Genomic DNA, 17,858 nt, shown 5'->3' with positions numbered 1-17,858 from the left:
GGCGGCCAGTAGCGAGGACACCAAGCTGCGCATCAACCAACAGCGCGAAGAGACCGACCAAGTGGCCACCGCCATGAACCAGATGAGCGCCACCGTGCAGGAAGTGGCACAGAACGCCGAGCAGGCCTCGCTGGCCGCGAGCAACGCCGACCAGCAGGCACAACTGGGCGACCGAGTGGTGGCAGAGGCCATCGGCCGTATCGAACAACTGGCCGGGCAGATGGACCATTGCCTGGCGGCCATGCAACACCTGGCGGGCGAGAGCCAGCGCATTGGCAGCATCCTCGACGTGATCAAGTCGGTTTCCGAACAGACCAACCTGCTGGCCCTGAACGCGGGGGTCGAGGCCGCGCGCGCCGGCGAGAGCGGCAAGGGCTTTTCCGTGGTCGCCTCCGAGGTGCGGGGGCTGGCGCAGCGCGCCTCGGAATCCGCTAGCGAGATCAAGGAACTGGTGACGAACAGCAGCAAGCAGGTGGAAGACGGTGAAAAGCTGGTCCAGGAGACCAGCGAAACCCTGACCCATATCGTGCAAAGCGTGACCGAAGTGTCCGAGATGGTCTCTGGTATCGCGACCTCGGCCCGTGACCAGGCCAGCGGCGTGCAGGAAATCAATGTCGGCGTGGGTGAACTGGACAAGGTGACACAGCAGAACGCCGCGATGGTCAGCCAGACCAATGCCGCCAGCCAGCAACTGCGTGTCGAGGCCACGCGCCTGTCCGATGTCCTGGCGCGGTTCTCTGTCCGGGATCTGCCCGTTGCCGCGAACACCTGGGAAGAGCCGGCAGATGAGCCATACACGGTGGACAGCGGCGAGCCGGAGGCGCCTGTCCTGGAACAGGACCAAGACCCCGCGCCCTACGATGCGGACGATGCCTATGGTGACATGATCCCGGACACGGAAACCCTGGTGCATGGCAGCTGGGCTGCTGAAGACCTGGAGCCGTCACCCGTCGAAGTGGAGGTCGAGGAGATCGACAATTTCGAGCAACCCGCGCCGGAGCCGGCACCGGCCTACAAGAAGGCCGTTGGTGACGATGCCCTGTGGAAGGATTTCTGAGGGGGCTTAGCCCCCGATGCGTCCGCCCGCGTCCCCCACCTGGCCGCGATGCAGCAGCAGGTGATCGAGCAGGACGCAGGCCATCATCGCCTCTCCAACCGGGACGGCGCGGATGCCAACGCAGGGATCGTGCCGCCCCTTGGTGACGATCTCGGTCTCTTCGCCGCTCAGGGTGATGGTCTTGCGCGGGGTCAGGATGGACGAGGTCGGCTTGACCGCGAAACGCACGACGATTTCCTGTCCGGTCGAAATGCCGCCCAGGATGCCGCCGGCGTGGTTGGAGCTGTAGACCGGGCCGTTCTCACCCATGAAGATCTCGTCGGCATTCTGGCTGCCGGTCAGCGCCGCCGAGGCCATGCCCTCGCCGATCTCGACGCCCTTGACCGCGTTGATCGACATCATCGCGGCCGCAAGGTCAGTGTCGAGCTTGCCATAGACGGGGGCGCCCAGGCCGGCAGGCGCATTGCGGGCGACGACCTCGATCACCGCGCCCACGCTCTCGCCCGACTTGCGCAGCCCATCCAGGTAGTCGGCCCAGGTCTCGGCGGCCTGGGGGTCCGGGCACCAGAAGGGGTTGGCATCGATCTGGGCATCGTCGAAACGCGCCCGGTCGACGCCGTGGCTGCCCATCTGCACCATGTAGCCGCGGATCTCGGTCCCCGGCACCAGCGCCGTCAGCGCCGCGCGCGCGAGCCCGCCGGCGGCCACGCGGGCCGCAGTTTCCCGCGCAGAAGAGCGCCCGCCGCCGCGATAGTCGCGCAGCCCGTATTTCTGGAAATAGGTGATGTCGGCGTGGCCGGGGCGGAACTTCTGCGCGATCTCGGAATAATCCTTGGACCGCTGGTCGGTGTTCTCGATCATCAGCTGAACCGAGGTTCCGGTGGTCCGGCCCTCGAAGACGCCGGACAGGATGCGCACGGCATCCGGTTCGCGGCGTTGTGTCGTGAACTTGCTCTGCCCCGGTTTGCGCCTGTCCAGCCAGTGCTGCAGCTGCGCCTCGTCGATCTCGATCCCCGGCGGGCAGCCATCGACCGTGGCCCCCAGAGCCGGCCCGTGGCTTTCGCCCCAGGTGGTCACACGGAAGAGATGTCCGAATGTGTTCAGGCTCATGGCTGCGTCCCCTTCGTTTCCGCGCGGGATACGCAAGCCGGGGCACAATGCCAAGACTATTCGAGGCTGTCGCGCCGCCTCTGGGCCAAATCGCCCACGGCGTCCGTCGCCCGGTCCACGGCAATCACGATGAAGGTGGAGAGCCAGAGCGGCATTTCAAAGGCCGCGATCCAGCCGAAAATAAGATAGATGAGCCAGATAACCCCCAGCTCGAGACACAGAATGATCAAACGCGTTTCCCCAAGGGCGCCTCCTTTCTCCTGAATTTTCGGGATACGCATTCCTTACCATAATACACGGAAAATATCACGGTTTTTCTTGATGTTCCGTGACGTCGCGACTAGGGTCCGGCCTACCTCGGGGTGGCGGCGCATGAGCCGTCTGAGATTTCCGTGCCACGGATCAACCCGTTGAACCTGAACCGGTTAACACCGGCGGAGGGAAGGTATGGGCCCGATGACGGGACTCCAATCTTGCCCTTGCGCCGCAATATTGGAGGACTCTATGAAGTCACTTGCCTTCACTGTTGCCGCGGGATGTCTGAGCGCCGGCCTTGCCTTGGCCGAAACGCCTGTCCTGACGGTCTATGCGCCCGACTACTTCGTTTCCGAATGGGGGCCGGGGCCAAGGATCGAAGAGCTGTTCGAGGCGCGCTGCGACTGCGATCTGCAATTCAAGCCCGGCGACCTCTTGCCCCGTATCCTGCTGGAAGGCGACCGGACCGAGGCCGACGTCGTGATCGGCCTGAACACCGACGTGACGAAGAAGGCCCGGGACTCGGGCTTGTTCGCAGAACACGGCGTGGACCTGTCGCCGCTGACACTGCCGATCGACTGGACGGACGAGGTGTTCCTGCCGTTCAACTACGGGCACACTGCCTTTGTCTATGACAGCACCCGCGTGGATGCGCCGCCTGCCAGTTTCGACGCGCTGCTGGAGGCGCCAGACGACCTGCGGCTGGTGATCCAGGACCCGCGCACCTCGATCTCGGGGCTGGCGCTGGTGCTTTGGGTGCAATCGGTCTACGGCGACGAGGCGCAGGCCGCCTGGGAGAAACTGGCGCCCAAGATCGTCACCGTGACCAAGGGCTGGTCCGAATCCTACGGCCTCTTCACCGATGGCGAGGCGGACATGGTGCTGAGCTACACGACCTCGCCCGCCTATCACATCATCGCCGAAGAAGATGAGACGAAGAAGGCCGCGATCTTCCCCGAGGGGCATTATTTCATGGTCGAACTGGCCGCCCGGCTGGCCACCAGCGACCAACCCGAACTGGCCGGCGCCTTCATGGAGTTCATCTTGAGCGAGGACTTTCAGGGCATGATCGCCACGGGCAACTGGTCGATCCCGGCGGCGCTGGACAGCAACAAGTGGCCGGATGGCTTCCAGAAGCTCGACCTGCCGGAGAACGTGCTTTTCTATTCCGAGGATGAGGCGGCGGCCCTGCGTGGCGAGGCGATCGAGGCATGGCGCCGCGCGCTCTCGCAATAGCGGCGGCCCTGGCCCTGGCGGTCCTGACGCTGGGGCCGGTGGGCGTTGTTCTGGCCCGGGCCGGGGGCTTTGGCACCTTCGGCCCGGGGGATTGGCAGGCATTGCGGTTCACGCTCTGGCAGGCCTTCCTGTCGGCCACGTTCAGCGTTGTCCTGGCTGTGCCCGTGGCCAAGGCCCTGGCGCGCCGCCGCTTCGCCGGGCGCGGGGTCTTGGTGACGCTGTTGGGGGCGCCCTTCATCCTGCCGGTGATCGTGGCGGTCATGGGGTTGATCGCCGTTTTTGGCCAGGCGGGGCTGGTGAACAGGCTGTTGGGGGCGCTGGGCGGCCCGAACCTCGACATCTACGGGTTGCACGGGGTCGTGCTGGCGCATGTCTTTTTCAACCTGCCGCTGGCGGTCAGGATGCTGTTTTCCGCCTGGGCGGCGGTCCCGGCCGAGCATTTCCGGCTGTCGGCCTCCCTTGGCCTGTCGCCGCGGGCGCAATGGTGCGTGATTGACGCACCGCTGATCCTGCGGGTGCTGCCGGGGGCGTTTACGGTGATTTTCGTGATCTGCCTCACGAGCTTTGCGGTGGCGCTGACGCTGGGTGGCGGGCCACGGGCGACGACGGTGGAACTGGCGATCTACCAGGCGATGCGGTTCGATTTCGATCTTGGCCGCGCGGCGGCCCTGGCGGTGATGCAGCTGGTGCTGGCGCTGGCGGCTGGTCTGGTGGCGCTGCGCGTCGCGGGGCAGGCCGGATTTGGTGCCGGGCGTGATCGCATCCTGCCGCGCTGGGATGGGCAGGGTGGCCTGGCGCGTGGTTGGGATGGCATGTGGATCGTCGCGGCGGCGCTGTTCCTGCTGGTGCCACTGGCGGCGGTCGTCCTGCGCGGTCTACCGGGCCTTCTGCTGATCACGCCGGACACGCTGCGGGCAGCGGCGCATTCCCTGATCGTTGCGTTGGGGTCCACGGTGCTTTGCATGGCCTGGGCCTTGCCGCTGGCCACGCGGCGAGGCGAGTTGCTGGCCCTGCCCGCCATCGCGATTTCGCCGCTGGTTCTGGGGACGGGGCTGTTCCTTATCCTGCGCAACTTCGTCAATCCCTTCGACATGGCGTTGCCGGTCACGGGGTTGGTCAACGCGCTGATGGCGCTGCCCTTTGCCCTGCGCATCCTGCGGCCCGAGGCCGAGGCGGTCACGCGCGACTATGGGAGGCTGCGGGCCAGCCTGCGGATGACACCACTGGCCTGGCTGCGGCTGGTCTGGCTGCCCCGCTTGCGGCGCCCGATGGGCTTTGCCGCCGGGTTGACGGCTGCACTGGCGATGGGAGATCTGGGCGTGATCGCATTGTTTGCGGATCCGGACCGGGCGACCCTGCCGTTGCAGGTCTATCGCCTGATGGGATCCTACCAGATGGAGGCGGCGGCCGGTGCGGCGCTGCTGTTGTTGTGTACCAGCCTGGGGTTGTTCTGGCTGTTCGACAGAGGAGGACGCCTGGGTGCTGAAGCTTGAAGACCTGCAAGTGGCGATGGACAGCGGGACGCTGCGCGCGGACCTGGCGCTGGTGCCGGGACGCCGGGTGGCGCTTGTCGGGCCGTCCGGCGCCGGGAAATCCACCTTGCTGGACGCCATCGCCGGTTTCAGGGAGGTCGCGGGCGGTCGTGTCACCTGGCAGGGGCGCGACCTGACTCATGTGCCGCCGCAGGCGCGGCCCGTGTCGATCCTGTTCCAGGACAGCAACCTGTTCCCGCACCTGACGCTGGAGCGGAACCTGGGCCTTGCCCTGCATCCCGACGGGCGCCGCCCGGATGCGGAGGCGCGGGCGCGTATCGAGGGCGCATTGCGGCGCGTGGGGCTGGACGGCATGGCCGGGCGCAAGCCGGGCACCCTGTCCGGCGGCCAGCAGGGGCGCGCAGCCCTGGCCAGGGTTCTCTTGATGGCGCGTCCGATGATCCTGCTGGACGAACCCTTTGCCGCCCTGGGTCCAGCCCTGAAACGCGAGATGCTGGACCTTGTGCGCGAGGTTGCAGACAGCCTGGCGGCGTTGGTGGTCATGGTGACACACGATCCACGCGACGCAGAGGGGTTTGCCCATGAGGTCGTTCTGGTGGCCGAGGGCAAGGCGCAGGCGCCCGTGGCGGCGGATGCCTTCTTTGCCGATCCCCCGCGGGCCTTCCGCGACTATGTCGGCGTGGCAGGGTAGGCCCGGCCACCGCACCCGCCGAGACCAAAAGGAAAAGCCCCGCCGGATCGGCGGGGCTTTGTCTATTCTGCTTGGCCGGATCAGGCGGTCGGCTTGCGCTTGATCGGGGCCCAGAGGCGCTTGTTCACGAGATAAAGCAGCACCGAGAGCACCACCAGGAAGAACACCCCGACAAAGCCCGCCTGCTGGCGCTGCATCATCTTGGGTTCCGCGGTCCACATCAGGAAGGCCGCCACGTCGGCCGAGATGTGGTGCAGCGAGTTGCTGTGACCATCGTCGAACTCGGTGTCTTCGCCGTAGAGCGGCGGCGCCATCGAGATCCAGCCGCCCGGGAAAGCGTGGTTCTCATAGAGAGTCGCGCCTGCCTCGGTCTTTTCCTCGCCGGTGTAGCCGGTCAGGAGCGAGGCGATGTATTCCGCGCCGCCCATGCCCTTGAACATCTGGTTGATGCCCAGGCCGTAGGGGCCGTGGAACCCTGCGCGCGCCTTGGCCATCAGCGACAGGTCCGGTGCCCCGGCCGCAGTGTTGGCCGGGAAATGGTCGGTCGGCTTGGCCGTGCGGAAGTCGTCAAGCTCGGGGTCGAAGACCTCGAAGTTGGCGGCGTATGCGATGACCTGCTCTTCGCTGTAGCCCAGCTTTTCGAGGTCACGCAGCGGGACGTACTGCAGGCCGTGGCAGGCCGAGCAGATCTCGGTGTAGACCTTCAGGCCGCGCTGCAGCTGGTTCTGGTCCCAGGTGCCGAAAGGCCCCTCGAACGAGAACTTGAAGTCCTCGACATGGGCCTCGCCGCCGGCGGCATGAGCGCCACCGGCCAGACCGAAGGCCACGAGGGCCGCGAGGGTGAGTTTCTTGAACATCTCTTACGGTCCTTCTTGTCTTATTCCGCCGGGGTCGCAGCGCCTGCGCCCTTGGCCTCATCCTTCGGCGGGTAGTGCGCGTCGAAATCGGCCTCGATGGTGTCGGGCTGGGCCAGCGGCTTTTCGATGACACCCAGCAGCGGCAGGATCACCAGGAAGTAGGCGAACCAGTAGGCCGAGGCGATCAGCGAGAAGCTGGCGTAGGGTTCTTCGGCAGGCATGGCACCCAGCCACATCAGCGCGAAGAAGTCGATGACCAGCAGCCAGAACCACCACTTGAACATCGGGCGGTAACGGCCCGAACGCACCGACGAGGTGTCCAGCCAGGGCGCCAGCGCCATCACGATGATCGCGCCGAACATCGCCAGCACGCCAAAGAACTTGGCGTCGATGATGCCGCCGGTCACGAAGGAAGCCAGCTGCACCAGCCAGACGTCCGAAGTGAAGGCACGCAGGATCGCGTAGAAGGGCAGGAAGTACCATTCCGGGACGATGTGCGCGGGCGTCGCCAGCGGGTTCGCCTCGATGTAGTTGTCCGGGTGGCCCAGGTAGTTCGGCATGAAGCCGACGATGGCGAAGAAGATCGCCAGGATCACGGCCAGCGCCAGCAGGTCTTTGATCACGTAGTAGGGCCAGAACGGAACGGTGTCCTTCTCGGCTTCGGCCTTGGACCCGCGACGCACCTCGACACCCGTCGGGTTGTTGTTGCCGGTGGTGTGGAAGGCCCAGATGTGCAGCGCAACCAGGGCGGCGATGACCATCGGCAGCAGGTAGTGCAGCGAGAAGAAGCGGTTCAGCGTAGCGTTGTCCACCGCCGGTCCGCCCAGCAACCAGGTCTGGATCGGCTCACCGATGAAGGGAATGGCGCCGAAGAGGCCGGTGATGACCGTCGCACCCCAGAAGGACATCTGACCCCAGGGCAGAACGTAGCCCATGAAGGCTGTGCCCATCATGCAGAGGTAGATCAGCATGCCGATGATCCAGGTCACCTCGCGCGGGGCCTTGTACGAGCCGTAGTAGAGGCCGCGGAAGATGTGCGCGTAGACGGCGACAAAGAACAGCGAGGCGCCGTTCATGTGCAGGTAGCGGATGAAGTGACCGCCGTTCACGTTGCGCATGATGTGTTCGATCGAGGCAAAGGCCAGGTCGACATGCGGCGTGTAGTGCATCACCAGGACGACCCCGGTGGCAATCTGCAAAACGAGGCAGAACGTCAGGATGATCCCCCAGACCCACATCCAGTTCAGGTTCTTGGGGGTGGGGATCATGATCGTGTCATAGAGCAGGCCGACGATCGGAAGGCGGCTATGCAGCCACTTTTCGCCGCCGGTCTTCGGCTCGTAATGGTCGTGCGGGATTCCAGCCATGTCTTGTGCTCCTTAACCCAGCAGGATGGTGCTGTCGTCGACCCACTCGGCGGGCGGGACAGGCAGGTTTTCGGGGGCGGGACCTTTGCGGATGCGGCCCGCGAGGTCGTAGTGCGACCCGTGGCAGGGGCAGAACCAGCCGCCAAAGTCACCGGCGTTGCCCAGCGGCACGCAGCCCAGGTGGGTGCAGACACCCATCTGAACCAGCCAGGCCTGCGCGGGCTGACCCTCGGGCGAGGGCAGGGTGCGGTTGGCATCGGTGGCCGGTGCCGCCGAATCGGCGAGGTTGGCGTTGCGCGCATTGGTGTCGACCACGTTCTGGCCGGCGGCAAATGCCTCTTCCTGTTGCTGCGCCTCGGCGATCTCGTCCTCGGTCCGGTGACGGATGAAGACCGGCTTGCCCAGCCACTTGACCGTGAGCTGAGTGCCAGGCGCGACGCCCGAGACGTCGACCCGGATCGTGGACAGTGCACGCACGTCCGCCGAGGGGTTCATCTGGTTGACCATCGGCCAGACGGCAGCGCCGGTCGTGACGACCCCGGCGCCGGCGGCGGCGTAGTAGAGGAAATCCCTTCGGGTGCCTTCGTGGTCTTCTGCGTGGGACACGAGGTTCGCTCCATTGCTGTAGGGGCCGTCGGCCCGCGGTAAAACCCATGGTTTCCGGAGCCTCGAAAGACTCCGGACCCCGCTCAGGGTCGGTATCTAGCCGGGAGGCGGTAAGGGGTAAAGGATGCAAAAGGCTCACACTCCACGCTCGCGCGAATCTGTCGCGGTTGAAACCACCCTTCTGCAGTGATTATCTCGCCCGCGAGCAAAGTTAGGGGCAGCACGATGCGGCGACTGATTCTTTCCCTCGGCATTCTGATCGGTCTGGCGGCCCCGGCGGCGGCAGAGATGGAACTGTCGATCTACACCGGCTGGCAGACGCTGCCTCACAGCCGCATCTCGGGGGACCTGCCCAATGGTGGCGGCAGCTATGACCAGCTTGTCGGCTGGGAGGGCAAACCCTTTGTGATGCCTCCCTATTATGGCGCCCGCGCCACCTGGTGGCGGAGCGAGTCGCTGGGCTTTGGCGTGGAATATACACATACCAAGGCCTATGCCGACGACGGCACGCTCAAGGCGCTGGGCTTTTCCCAACTGGAATTCACCGACGGGCACAACGTGCTGACCGCGAACGTGATGCGGCGCTGGAAGAACCATTGGGGCCAGTTCACGCCCTATGTCGGGGGTGGTCTGGGCATCGCCTTTCCGCATGTGGATGCGGATCACGCCAGCGGATCGCGGACCTACGGGTTTCAGCTGACCGGCCCCGCGATGCGCCTGACGGCTGGCACCAGCTACCAGATCAACGACCGATTCTCTGTCTTCGGCGAGTATCAGTTCACCTATTCGGTGAACGAGGGCACATTCGAGAATGGCGGCACCTTCAAGACCGACATCAAGACCAATGCGCTGAACGTCGGGCTTTCGATGCACTTCTAAGTCAGCTGCCGGGTCGCAAGCCCGGCCTTTGGACATGCGTGAGGGCGGACCGGGGTCCGCCCTTTTTCATGTTCAGCCGCTGGGCGTGGTGGCGATCATGGCAGGGCGCTGGGAAAACTCGGCGTACCAGGCGGCCAGCGTATCGCGGCCGGTGCGCCAGGACCGGGCCTCGTGGCGGAAATCCAGGTAGCCAAGCGCGCAGCCGATCGCGATATGGCCCATGTCCATGCGGCCGTGCAGATGGCTCATCCAACGGGTGCCAAGCGCATCCAGCGCGCGGGACACCTTGGCCCATTGGCCTTCGATCCAGTCCATCGACACCTTTTCGGGCGGGCGAAAGCGTTCCTCGTAGACGATCAGGACGGCCGCCTCCATGATCGCATCGCCCGTTGCCTCCAGCGTCAGCGTGTCCCAGACCCGGCTGTCCGGATAGAGGCCCGCCTGCGCGCGGGCATCCAGGAACCGGCAGATCACCCGGCTGTCATAGAGCGTGGGGCCGTCCGAACGCATCAGGGCGGGGATCTTGCCCAGCGGGTTGGCCGAGATCAGCGCCGGATCGGGCGTGATGGGCGTGGTGGCGATGTCCGCCATCTCGACATCGTCCAGCTGCCCGGTTTCGTGAAGCGTGACCAGCACCTTGCGGACAAAGGGCGAGGCCGGCGATTGAAGTAGCTGCATGACGGGTATCCGGATGTGGTTGATCGTGTCGCGCACAGCAAAGCACTTGCGGGCGTGGGTGTCACGCCTTGGGGTGCGTCGCCGCGTAGACCTTCATCAGGTGCACCTCGTCAACGGCGGTATAGGCCTGGGTCGTCGACAGCGAGGCATGGCCCAGCAATTCCTGGATCGCGCGCAGGTCGCCGCCGGCAGCCAGCAGATGGGTGGCAAAGCTGTGGCGCATGGCGTGGGGCGTCGCGCTGGCGGGCAGGCCCAGCTGCATCCGCGCCTTTTCCGTGACCTTGGTGACGATGCGCGGGTTCAACGGCCCGCCCCGTGCACCCCGGAACAGTGCCTGGTCCGGTTCGACGGGATAGGGGCACAATGCCAGGTAGCTGTCGACGGCCTTGATCGCCACTGGCAGCACCGGAACCAACCGTTCCTTGCCGCCCTTTCCGAGGATTCGCAGGGTGCTGCCCAGCGGAAGGTCACGCCCCTTCAGCCCCAGCGCCTCGGAAATCCGCAGGCCGCAGCCATAGAGCAGCGTGACCACCGCGGCATCGCGGGCACCCTGCCAGCTGTCGGTGCTTTGCATCTCGACCGTGTCGATCATGGCGCGCGCGGCGTCTTCGGTCAGGGGGCGGGGCAGTTTCTTCTGGAACTTGGGGGCACGGGCCGACAGCACGGCGGTGGCTTCGAACCCTTCGCGACGGGCCAGCCAGCGGTAAAAGCTCTTGACCGCGGACAGCTTGCGCGCAACCGAGCGTGCGCCGACCTCACGCCGCCGCAGATGGGCCATCCAGGACCGCATGTCGGTGGTGGTGACAGCCGACAAGGGGGCCAGCCCCTGCGGTTCCGCGTGATGCGCCGTCAGGAAGGCGATGAAATCCAGCACATCCGCGCGGTAGGCGTTCAGCGTGTTTTCCGCCGCCCCGTCCAGCGCCTTGCATGCCTCCAGCCAGTTGGCCAGGGCGTCGCGCGCGGCGGGTGAGATGTCCAGGCTCATGCCGGGCCTCAGGCCAGCCATCTCCGCATCGCGCGTTCGAAGACGCCGCCGAAGAAGGACAAAAGGTCGGTGCCCTGTTGCGGTGTGAACTGGTGCGGGTCCTCGGACCCCATGACCAGCAGGCCGGGCAGGCGACCCGGGCCGAAATCCAGCCGCAGGCAGGCCTCGGAGCGGATCCATTCGGCGCGTTCGCCAAAGATCGCCTCATTGCCGCGCTGAAGCTGGCGCAGGACCACTTGGCGCAGCGGTGCTTCGCGGCCCTCGCCGACATAGGTTTCCACGAAACCCGGCTCCGCCACCGAAAGCACGTCGCCCAGGCGGCTGACCACCGGATCGTCGTCCTCCTGCGCGGTTTCCAGGACAAGGCGGATGTGATCGACGCGCAGGATCTGCGCGACCTCGCCGCCGAGGTCGTGGAGGAAAGGCTCAAACTCTACCGGGTCCAGCATGCGCAGGACGGCGCGGTGAATCTGGTTGGTTCCGGCAAGGTTTTCATAGGCCGCGGCAATGACGCTGCGGTGAGTGTCCTCGAGCCGGTCAAGCCGCGCCTCGAGCCGTTCCATCGCGATGCCGCGCAGGTCGATGATATTGCCGCCCATCGCACGTTCGTTCGCGGCGATCAGGGCCTGCATCAGGTCCTTGTCGTCGAGGATGATGTCGGGACGCGAGATGATCGAATCGCGGATGGATTCCTCGATACGCTGGGTGCTGCTCATGGGCCTATTGTCCTGCTCGTGCTGCGCTTGGGCGCTTGTTTTTTCGCGCGATTGGCACTGTGTCGCCCGTCGCGCCCTTTGCTGTCAAGGAAATCCGCCCGTCGCAAAACCTGTCTTTCCCTGATCGCGCGGGTTTGGCCACGCCCGCGATCCGTGCCAAACTCGGACCACAAGGAGGAGCGCCCATGCCCAAGATTTCCGTGACCTCTGACGCCCAGACCGTCATCACCACCTTCGAGACCAGCCCGGGCCAATGCCAGGACCTGCTGGATGCGCTGCAGGCCGCTTATGCCGAGTTCATCTCGAAACAGCCGGGGTTCATCGCCGCAGGCCTGCACGTCAACGACGCCCAGACCCGGATTGCCAACTACTCGCAATGGGAAAGCCGGGATGATTTCCTGGCCATGTTGCGGTCATCCGAGATGCGCGCGCGCAACAAGGAGTTGAACGCGCTCTGCCGCAGCTTCGAGCCGGTGCTCTACGAGGTGGCCGCCACCTATTGATCGACGGTCAGGCGGCGATGGCCCCGTCGAGACAGGCCGCGGTGAAACGATAACCCGACCCGCGTACTGTCTCGATGTCCACGGCGCCGTCCGAGGCTTCGAGGCAGGCGCGCAGGTTACAGACGTAAACGTCGAACACCCGCGGGTCCGGTTCATCCTCGAGCCCGTAGATATGGCCCAGCAGGGCCGCGCGGCTGACCAGCCGGCGCGGTCTCAACGCGATGTACTCCAGAAGTTCGTAAAGTTTCGGGCTCAGCTTGACCGGGCAATCCTGCAGGTAGGCCTTGCGGCGCAACAGGTCGACGGCAAGCGGGCCATAGCTCAGCATCGGTTGCGCAAGACCATGTGCGCGTCGCGCGATGGCAGAGAGGATCATGACCGCCTCCTCGGGCGGGGCGGATGCGTCCAGGACCGTGTCGGCCCCTGCTTCCAGCCAGCGGACGATCTGCCCGTGCGAAGCGTCCCGCGCCATCAGTGCAATGGGCAGGTCGGGATGGCTGCGGCGCAGGTGGGGCAGGGACAGGCCGGTGAGGGCCAGTTCCTCGGCGTCGAGGATCAGCAGGTCTGCCTCTGTCATCCGCAGGTAGTGTGGAATGTCTTCGGGCCGGTCCGTCCGGGTCAGCAACACCCCGGTGTTGGTCAGTTCCTTGGCAAGCGCAATGAGGGACCAACTGGTTTCGGCGATCAGGTAACGCACGTCGCAAACTCCTTGCCATACGAGACGGGCGGGCCACCCTCGGCTCCGCCAAACTTGGCACTCCGGTCCTGCCTGACCGTTCTGGCAACGGCAAAAGGACCTGTCTGCGGCGCGTTCTGACACCGGCTTATGGTTGTATGGGGGGATTGTGGTGGGATTATGACCGAGCGATGTCCGCCGTTTGGCACATGACCTGTATCAAGGAAATCGGTGCCCTGTGGTCCCATGTTTGGCGACACGGGAGGAGACACATCATGTACAAGAACATCCTGGTTCCCATCGCCTTCGACGAGGAAAGCGACACGCGGATCGGCGCGGCGACCTCGGTGGCCCGGCGGCTCGCGGCAGAGGGCGCGCGGATCACCTTTCTGCACGTGCTTGAACAGGTGCCGGGTTATGTCGCCAGCTACCTGCCCGCCGACTATGCCGCGCAGGCGCGCAAGGTGGTCGAGGACGAGTTGAACGACATGGCCGCAACGGTTCCGGGCGGTGTCGGCCTGGTGGTCTCGGGCCATTCCGGGCGGACCATCCTGGACTGGGCGTCGGACAACGACACCGACCTGATCGTCATTGCCTCGCACCGACCGGGGATGCAGGACCTGTTGCTTGGGTCCACCGCGGCCAAGGTTGTGCGCCACGCGCAATGTGCTGTGCACGTGCTGCGTTGACTTTGTACTGGCCCGCATCAATCTGCGGGCCATGACCAGTGAAATCGACCTCTCCCGCCGTGACCGCCTGCCGGACGCCCTGTATGCCCTGCGCGAGGACTACCCGCGCGAGGCGTGGCAAAGCCATGACAACTTTGGTGGGCTGGTGGCCTTCTGGATGGACCGCCATGTGATGTTCCGGCGCCTTTGCGAGGCGCTGCGGCAGGATGCCGAGGCCGCGTCGGACGGCAGCATGGACCCGCGCCAGATGCAGCAGCGGCTTGTCCGCTATGGCAGCATGTTGTTGCAGCAACTGCATGGCCACCACCAGATCGAGGACATGCACTATTTCCCAAAGCTGATCGACCGCGAGGCGTCGCTTGCCCGCGGGTTCGAGATCCTGGATCGGGATCATCACGCGATGGACGGGTTGTTGCAGCAGTTCAGCGATGCTGCGAACGGCGTTCTTCAGGGCAAGGTGGAGGCGGGGACGTTCCAGAGCCATGTCGCGGGGTTCGAGGCGCTTTTGCTGCGTCACCTGGACGACGAGGAAGACCTGATCGTGCCGATCCTGCTCAAACACGGCGCGCATGGGCTGGAATAGCGATTGCGGCGCCTAGCCCCGTTGCGACGGGGCTGGGGCAAGATCGCTGGCGGTCAGGTGATAGGCCTTGCCGAACCCGCCATTCATCAGCGCGTCCGTCACGCGAAAGCGCAGCAGGTGGAAGTCGCCGAAATCGATGTAGAGCTTGGCCTTGGGCCGCTGCGACAGGTAGTGATCGCGCAAGGCCGCATGTCCGGGCGCGTCGCGGGGTACCAGTTCGGCGGTCACATGCAGGGTCAGGCGCGGGTGGGTCAGGGGATCGCCCCTGTCCTCCGGCTCTCCGACCAGCAACGCACAGGCCGGGTTGGCGACAAGCGCAGCCGTATGGGCCGAGAGGGTCGAGACCAGCGACAGCGGCGCACCATCGGGATCGGTGGTCAGGGCAATGCGGGTGACAGAGGGCGTGCCAGTGTCTGGCTGGGTGACGGCCAGCGCGGCAAAACTGGCCTCTTCGATCAGGCGCCGCGCCAGCGCGCGTGCCTCTGCATCCACCGTGCGGAACGGGTTGGTTTCGGTCATGGCGACCCTCTAATCCTCTCTCTTCCTTCGGGTGCGGATTTTTGCATCAGGACGCTTGATGCGGACAATGCCTGATCGCATATAAAAATGCGAATGTGAAATGGAGGATCTCCGATGGCGGGCAAGAAACTGACCTGTCTGGACTGTGGCCAGGTGAACCGCGTTCCGGCCGAAAAACTGGGTGCCGGGCCGAAATGTGGGACCTGTGGTGCCGCGCTCATGCCGGGCAAGGCGGTCGAGGTGGATGCCGCGACCCTGGCCAAGGCCGCCCGCACCGACGAGGTGCCGCTGGTGGTGGATTTCTGGGCCCCCTGGTGCGGCCCATGCCGGATGATGGCCCCGGAATTCGGCAAGGCGGCCACAGCCCTGAACGGCGAGGCGCGGCTGGTCAAGCTGAACACGGAGGATTTCCCGCAGGCCGGTTCCCAACATGGCATCCGGGGAATCCCGACGATGGTGAGCTTTGCCGGGGGCCGCGAGCGCAAGCGCCAGTCCGGCGCCATGCCTGCCGGTCAGATCGTCGGCTGGGTGCGCGGCTGAGAACAAGATGGCAGGCGCTTTCCCGTTGGGAGGCGCCTGTTATTCGGGTGTCTTGCCCAATCGGTCAGAACGGATCCTGCGATCCGACGATCGTGTCCCAGCATTCAAACAGCGCGTCGATGGCACGCGACGATCCGCTGAGCGAGAAGGTTGCCTGTCGCTGCTGTTTATCGTTGTAGACGTAGACAGAATTTCCGCGCTTGAGCTGGACAAGGAACTTGGCCGCCTTCTCGGCGTCGGTCATGCTCAGCGCGATGCCCGTTCCCTCACCGCTACCGTCCATGTTCCAGCGGTTCCGGTCGACATCGACGACAAAACTCACCGGGCGCGCCTCGAGATTCCAGCGCGGGTCGAAGATGAAGAGAGCGAAAGCCTCGTTCTGGTAGGCGACCAGGTTGAATTTCTGCGTGCTGCCGTTCTCGACCCCGGCGGTGCACCAGTAGCTGTCGCTGCTCTGGCTGTAGGTCACGTCGACCTGCCATTGCCGGTGCTGCATCAGGGTGCGCGTGTCGTAATCCTGCGCCGCGACGGCGGCAGGCAGGAAGGGTAGGAGAAAGGCCAAGATCAATCCGAAGCGTGCCATGAAAAATCCCTGTCTTATGCGATTGCCCGCATCATAGCGCGGTTTTCCCGTAACCGGAACGTTTCCGGTCGGGTGTTGCGGTGGGGCCAAAGGCGCCCAGGCGTGGCCGCGATCCGTGCGGCGGCGGTGGTCTTGAATGGATATCGTCTCATCCCGGCATCGTCAGGTCGGGAAATCCGCAGGATCGTCCCGGTGAAATCCTGCCGGGTGGCCCCTATCTGGATATGAACCTGCAGCAGAGGAGAGCACCCATGAAATGCCCGATCGACGGAAACGAGTTGGTCATCACGGATCGCGCCGGGGTCGAGATCGATTATTGTCCCAAGTGCCGGGGTGTCTGGCTGGACCGTGGAGAGCTGGACAAGATCATCGACCGGAGCGCCGAACAGATGGCCCCGCCGCCACGACAGGCTCGGCGCGCCGAGCCCGCGCGCCACGAGGACGACGGGCGTTATCGCAAGAAGAAACGCCGGGGCTTTCTCGACGAGTTGTTCGATTTCGACTGACGGCCCCCGTGGCGGGCGCTAGGCTCTGCATGGTTCCAATGGTAGCCTCGGGAGGAGTTCATGAAACACCTGGTATCGTCCGTATTCGCCTTGGCCCTGGCCGTGCCGGCCGGCGCCGATGAGGTCGCGATCTCGCGCGGGATGGCCTCTGTCACCGTGCCGACACCCTCCGGCGGCGAGGTCACGATTTCCCGCGTGCAGGACACGGACGCGGTGATCGAGGGCGATTTCGCCCGCATCGCCCGGCCCTGTCCCAGTTTCTGCATCCAGCCCGTTTCGCCTGCCGAAGGTGTCACCACCGTGGGCGAGCTGGAGTTGCTGGCCGCGCTGCAGGACCCGGACGTCATGGTGATCGACAGCCGCGTGCGTCCCGACTGGGAAACAGGCACGATCCCCGGCTCGGTCTCGATCCCCTACACAGAAATGGTGGACCGCCTTGGCGAGCTCGGCTGCGAGATCGACTTTGAGGGATTCGTCTGCGAGCCGGAGTCGGTGCGCGAGGTGGTCCTGTTCTGCAACGGCCCCTGGTGCGGACAATCCCCCACCGCCATCCGCCGCATGATCGAGGCAGGCTATCCCGCCGACAAGATCAGCTATTACCGCTGGGGGATGCAGGGCTGGCGGATGCTGGGGCTGACCGTGGCGGGTGGTGAGAGCTGAGCCAACCTAGGTCGGCAGCTCGGCCTTGTCGAAATCGACATGGATGTGGTTGCCGTCCGGGTCGCGGAAATTGACCTGGACGATGGGGAATTCCGGCACCTCGTCGAGGCTGTAGGGAACGCCCCACTCGTCCAGGCGGGCCAGGAAGCCCGCCATGCCGGTGGCGCGAAAGGCGAAATGTTCCAGTGTGTTGTCGCGGACCGCTTCACGCTGGCCGGGGATGTCCACCAGGTGAACATAGGGCCTGTCGCCCAGGTAGAGCCAGGCCCCGCCGACCGTGAAAGGCGGGCGCGGACCGGGATGAAGGTCCAGAACCTCTCCGTACCAGCGGATCATGGCATCGAGGTTCGCAGTACGGACATTGACGTGATCGAAGGCGGTGAGGGGCATTGTCTGGCTCCGGCCTGGTTCCGGTCTGATAGCGCCAACATGGCATGGCTTGCCTGATCGGGAAAGAGGCGAAGCCCCGCTGGTTCGTCACGAAATCCTTGCCAGAGCGTCCGAGATCTGCGATTGAGACTTTGCTAAGTCCTTCTCTTCGATACCTGTCTTCCTTCACCGGCACGCAGTCACTCGATCAAGACGCGCCTTCGCCGGGCCGCTGCATGCTGCGAGCGGCATAGATACAAGGAATAGACGGATGGCCAATGGCACCGTGAAATGGTTCAA

Annotated in this window: 23 protein-coding genes and 1 riboswitch; of the genes, 11 read left to right on the top strand and 12 right to left on the bottom strand. The window is 65.1% G+C overall.

Features of this window, described 5'->3' with window-relative positions; all coding sequences use genetic code 11:
- Positions 1-1,057 (top strand): methyl-accepting chemotaxis protein (locus tag PVW46_RS00115; RefSeq protein ID WP_274573643.1); only part of this gene is annotated, 1,057 nt, incomplete at its 5' end.
- 6 nt (positions 1,058-1,063) lie between these two features.
- Here the strand turns inward: PVW46_RS00115 and aroC are convergent.
- Both aroC and PVW46_RS00105 read right to left on the bottom strand, forming a co-directional pair.
- Positions 1,064-2,167 (bottom strand): chorismate synthase, encoded by a 1,104-nt coding sequence (gene aroC / locus PVW46_RS00110; RefSeq protein ID WP_069208220.1) that lies wholly within the window; start codon positions 2,165-2,167, stop codon positions 1,064-1,066.
- A gap of 56 nt (positions 2,168-2,223) precedes the next feature.
- Positions 2,224-2,397: a hypothetical protein gene (locus PVW46_RS00105; RefSeq protein ID WP_274573638.1), complete on the bottom strand. Its 174-nt coding sequence runs from the start codon at positions 2,395-2,397 to the stop codon at positions 2,224-2,226.
- A 118-nt stretch (positions 2,398-2,515) separates the two neighbouring features.
- Positions 2,516-2,627, top strand: a riboswitch (TPP riboswitch).
- 44 nt (positions 2,628-2,671) lie between these two features.
- Between PVW46_RS00105 and thiB the strand changes: the two genes are divergently transcribed.
- From thiB to PVW46_RS00090, 3 genes are read left to right on the top strand one after another with little or no spacing between them, the layout of a single operon-like run.
- Positions 2,672-3,658 carry a thiamine ABC transporter substrate binding subunit gene (gene thiB, locus PVW46_RS00100; protein WP_069208218.1) on the top strand — a complete coding sequence of 329 codons (987 nt, stop codon included), beginning with the start codon at positions 2,672-2,674 and terminating at the stop codon, positions 3,656-3,658.
- On the top strand, positions 3,634-5,151 hold the full coding sequence (locus PVW46_RS00095) for a thiamine/thiamine pyrophosphate ABC transporter permease ThiP (RefSeq protein ID WP_069208217.1): 1,518 nt from the start codon (positions 3,634-3,636) through the stop codon (positions 5,149-5,151). The genes thiB and PVW46_RS00095 overlap by 25 nt, the downstream gene beginning before the upstream one ends.
- Positions 5,138-5,842 (top strand): thiamine ABC transporter ATP-binding protein, encoded by a 705-nt coding sequence (locus PVW46_RS00090; protein WP_069208216.1) that lies wholly within the window; start codon positions 5,138-5,140, stop codon positions 5,840-5,842. The genes PVW46_RS00095 and PVW46_RS00090 overlap by 14 nt, the downstream gene beginning before the upstream one ends.
- Positions 5,843-5,922: 80 nt before the next feature.
- Here the strand turns inward: PVW46_RS00090 and PVW46_RS00085 are convergent, their stop codons facing one another.
- From PVW46_RS00085 to petA, 3 genes are read right to left on the bottom strand one after another with little or no spacing between them, the layout of a single operon-like run.
- Positions 5,923-6,699, bottom strand: coding sequence for a cytochrome c1 (locus tag PVW46_RS00085; protein WP_043141161.1), 777 nt, complete (start codon positions 6,697-6,699; stop codon positions 5,923-5,925).
- Positions 6,700-6,719: 20 nt separating this feature from the next.
- On the bottom strand, positions 6,720-8,066 hold the full coding sequence (petB, locus tag PVW46_RS00080; RefSeq protein WP_043141163.1) for a cytochrome b: 1,347 nt from the start codon (positions 8,064-8,066) through the stop codon (positions 6,720-6,722).
- A 12-nt stretch (positions 8,067-8,078) separates the two neighbouring features.
- Positions 8,079-8,672, bottom strand: coding sequence for a ubiquinol-cytochrome c reductase iron-sulfur subunit (gene petA / locus PVW46_RS00075; RefSeq protein WP_043141165.1), 594 nt, complete (start codon positions 8,670-8,672; stop codon positions 8,079-8,081).
- A gap of 225 nt (positions 8,673-8,897) precedes the next feature.
- On the opposite strand from petA, the gene PVW46_RS00070 reads away from it, so the two are divergent.
- Entirely contained in the window at positions 8,898-9,551 is a 654-nt protein-coding gene (locus PVW46_RS00070) for an outer membrane protein (RefSeq protein WP_069208215.1), read from the top strand.
- A 72-nt stretch (positions 9,552-9,623) separates the two neighbouring features.
- On the opposite strand, the gene PVW46_RS00065 is transcribed toward PVW46_RS00070, so the two are convergent.
- From PVW46_RS00065 to PVW46_RS00055, 3 genes are all read right to left on the bottom strand, one after another.
- Positions 9,624-10,229: a glutathione S-transferase gene (locus PVW46_RS00065; protein WP_069208268.1), complete on the bottom strand. Its 606-nt coding sequence runs from the start codon at positions 10,227-10,229 to the stop codon at positions 9,624-9,626.
- Positions 10,230-10,290: 61 nt separating this feature from the next.
- On the bottom strand, positions 10,291-11,214 hold the full coding sequence (locus tag PVW46_RS00060; protein WP_043141169.1) for a tyrosine recombinase XerC: 924 nt from the start codon (positions 11,212-11,214) through the stop codon (positions 10,291-10,293).
- Between the two features lie 8 nt (positions 11,215-11,222).
- The gene (locus PVW46_RS00055) at positions 11,223-11,930 is read right to left on the bottom strand and encodes a DUF484 family protein (protein ID WP_043141171.1); all 708 of its coding nucleotides are present in this window, start codon (positions 11,928-11,930) and stop codon (positions 11,223-11,225) included.
- A gap of 185 nt (positions 11,931-12,115) precedes the next feature.
- Between PVW46_RS00055 and PVW46_RS00050 the strand changes: the two genes are divergently transcribed.
- Positions 12,116-12,433, top strand: a complete 318-nt coding sequence (locus PVW46_RS00050; RefSeq protein ID WP_043141174.1) for an antibiotic biosynthesis monooxygenase family protein — start codon at positions 12,116-12,118, stop codon at positions 12,431-12,433.
- A 7-nt stretch (positions 12,434-12,440) separates the two neighbouring features.
- Here the strand turns inward: PVW46_RS00050 and PVW46_RS00045 are convergent, their stop codons facing one another.
- Positions 12,441-13,130 carry a winged helix-turn-helix transcriptional regulator gene (locus tag PVW46_RS00045; RefSeq protein WP_043141176.1) on the bottom strand — a complete coding sequence of 230 codons (690 nt, stop codon included), beginning with the start codon at positions 13,128-13,130 and terminating at the stop codon, positions 12,441-12,443.
- 254 nt (positions 13,131-13,384) lie between these two features.
- On the opposite strand from PVW46_RS00045, the gene PVW46_RS00040 reads away from it, so the two are divergent.
- On the top strand, positions 13,385-13,798 hold the full coding sequence (locus PVW46_RS00040; RefSeq protein WP_043141180.1) for a universal stress protein: 414 nt from the start codon (positions 13,385-13,387) through the stop codon (positions 13,796-13,798).
- Between the two features lie 31 nt (positions 13,799-13,829).
- A complete protein-coding gene (locus PVW46_RS00035) occupies positions 13,830-14,381 on the top strand; it encodes a hemerythrin domain-containing protein (RefSeq protein WP_069208267.1) in 552 nt (183 codons plus the stop codon).
- 12 nt (positions 14,382-14,393) lie between these two features.
- On the opposite strand, the gene PVW46_RS00030 is transcribed toward PVW46_RS00035, so the two are convergent.
- Positions 14,394-14,900, bottom strand: a complete 507-nt coding sequence (locus PVW46_RS00030) for a HugZ family pyridoxamine 5'-phosphate oxidase (RefSeq protein ID WP_069208214.1) — start codon at positions 14,898-14,900, stop codon at positions 14,394-14,396.
- Positions 14,901-15,014: 114 nt separating this feature from the next.
- On the opposite strand from PVW46_RS00030, the gene trxC reads away from it, so the two are divergent.
- On the top strand, positions 15,015-15,440 hold the full coding sequence (trxC, locus tag PVW46_RS00025; protein WP_069208213.1) for a thioredoxin TrxC: 426 nt from the start codon (positions 15,015-15,017) through the stop codon (positions 15,438-15,440).
- 64 nt (positions 15,441-15,504) lie between these two features.
- Here the strand turns inward: trxC and PVW46_RS00020 are convergent, their stop codons facing one another.
- Positions 15,505-16,023, bottom strand: a complete 519-nt coding sequence (locus tag PVW46_RS00020; RefSeq protein WP_043141191.1) for a hypothetical protein — start codon at positions 16,021-16,023, stop codon at positions 15,505-15,507.
- A 251-nt stretch (positions 16,024-16,274) separates the two neighbouring features.
- On the opposite strand from PVW46_RS00020, the gene PVW46_RS00015 reads away from it, so the two are divergent.
- Both PVW46_RS00015 and PVW46_RS00010 read left to right on the top strand, forming a co-directional pair.
- Positions 16,275-16,529: a TFIIB-type zinc ribbon-containing protein gene (locus PVW46_RS00015; protein WP_069208212.1), complete on the top strand. Its 255-nt coding sequence runs from the start codon at positions 16,275-16,277 to the stop codon at positions 16,527-16,529.
- 60 nt (positions 16,530-16,589) lie between these two features.
- Entirely contained in the window at positions 16,590-17,189 is a 600-nt protein-coding gene (locus PVW46_RS00010; protein WP_069208211.1) for a rhodanese-like domain-containing protein, read from the top strand.
- 6 nt (positions 17,190-17,195) lie between these two features.
- Here the strand turns inward: PVW46_RS00010 and PVW46_RS00005 are convergent, their stop codons facing one another.
- A complete protein-coding gene (locus PVW46_RS00005; protein WP_069208210.1) occupies positions 17,196-17,579 on the bottom strand; it encodes a VOC family protein in 384 nt (127 codons plus the stop codon).
- Positions 17,580-17,858 lie beyond the last annotated feature (279 nt).

The organism is Mameliella sp. AT18 (genome assembly GCF_028807275.1).
Lineage (GTDB): Bacteria > Pseudomonadota > Alphaproteobacteria > Rhodobacterales > Rhodobacteraceae > Antarctobacter > Antarctobacter albus.
This window is presented reverse-complemented; position numbering and strand designations above follow the sequence as displayed.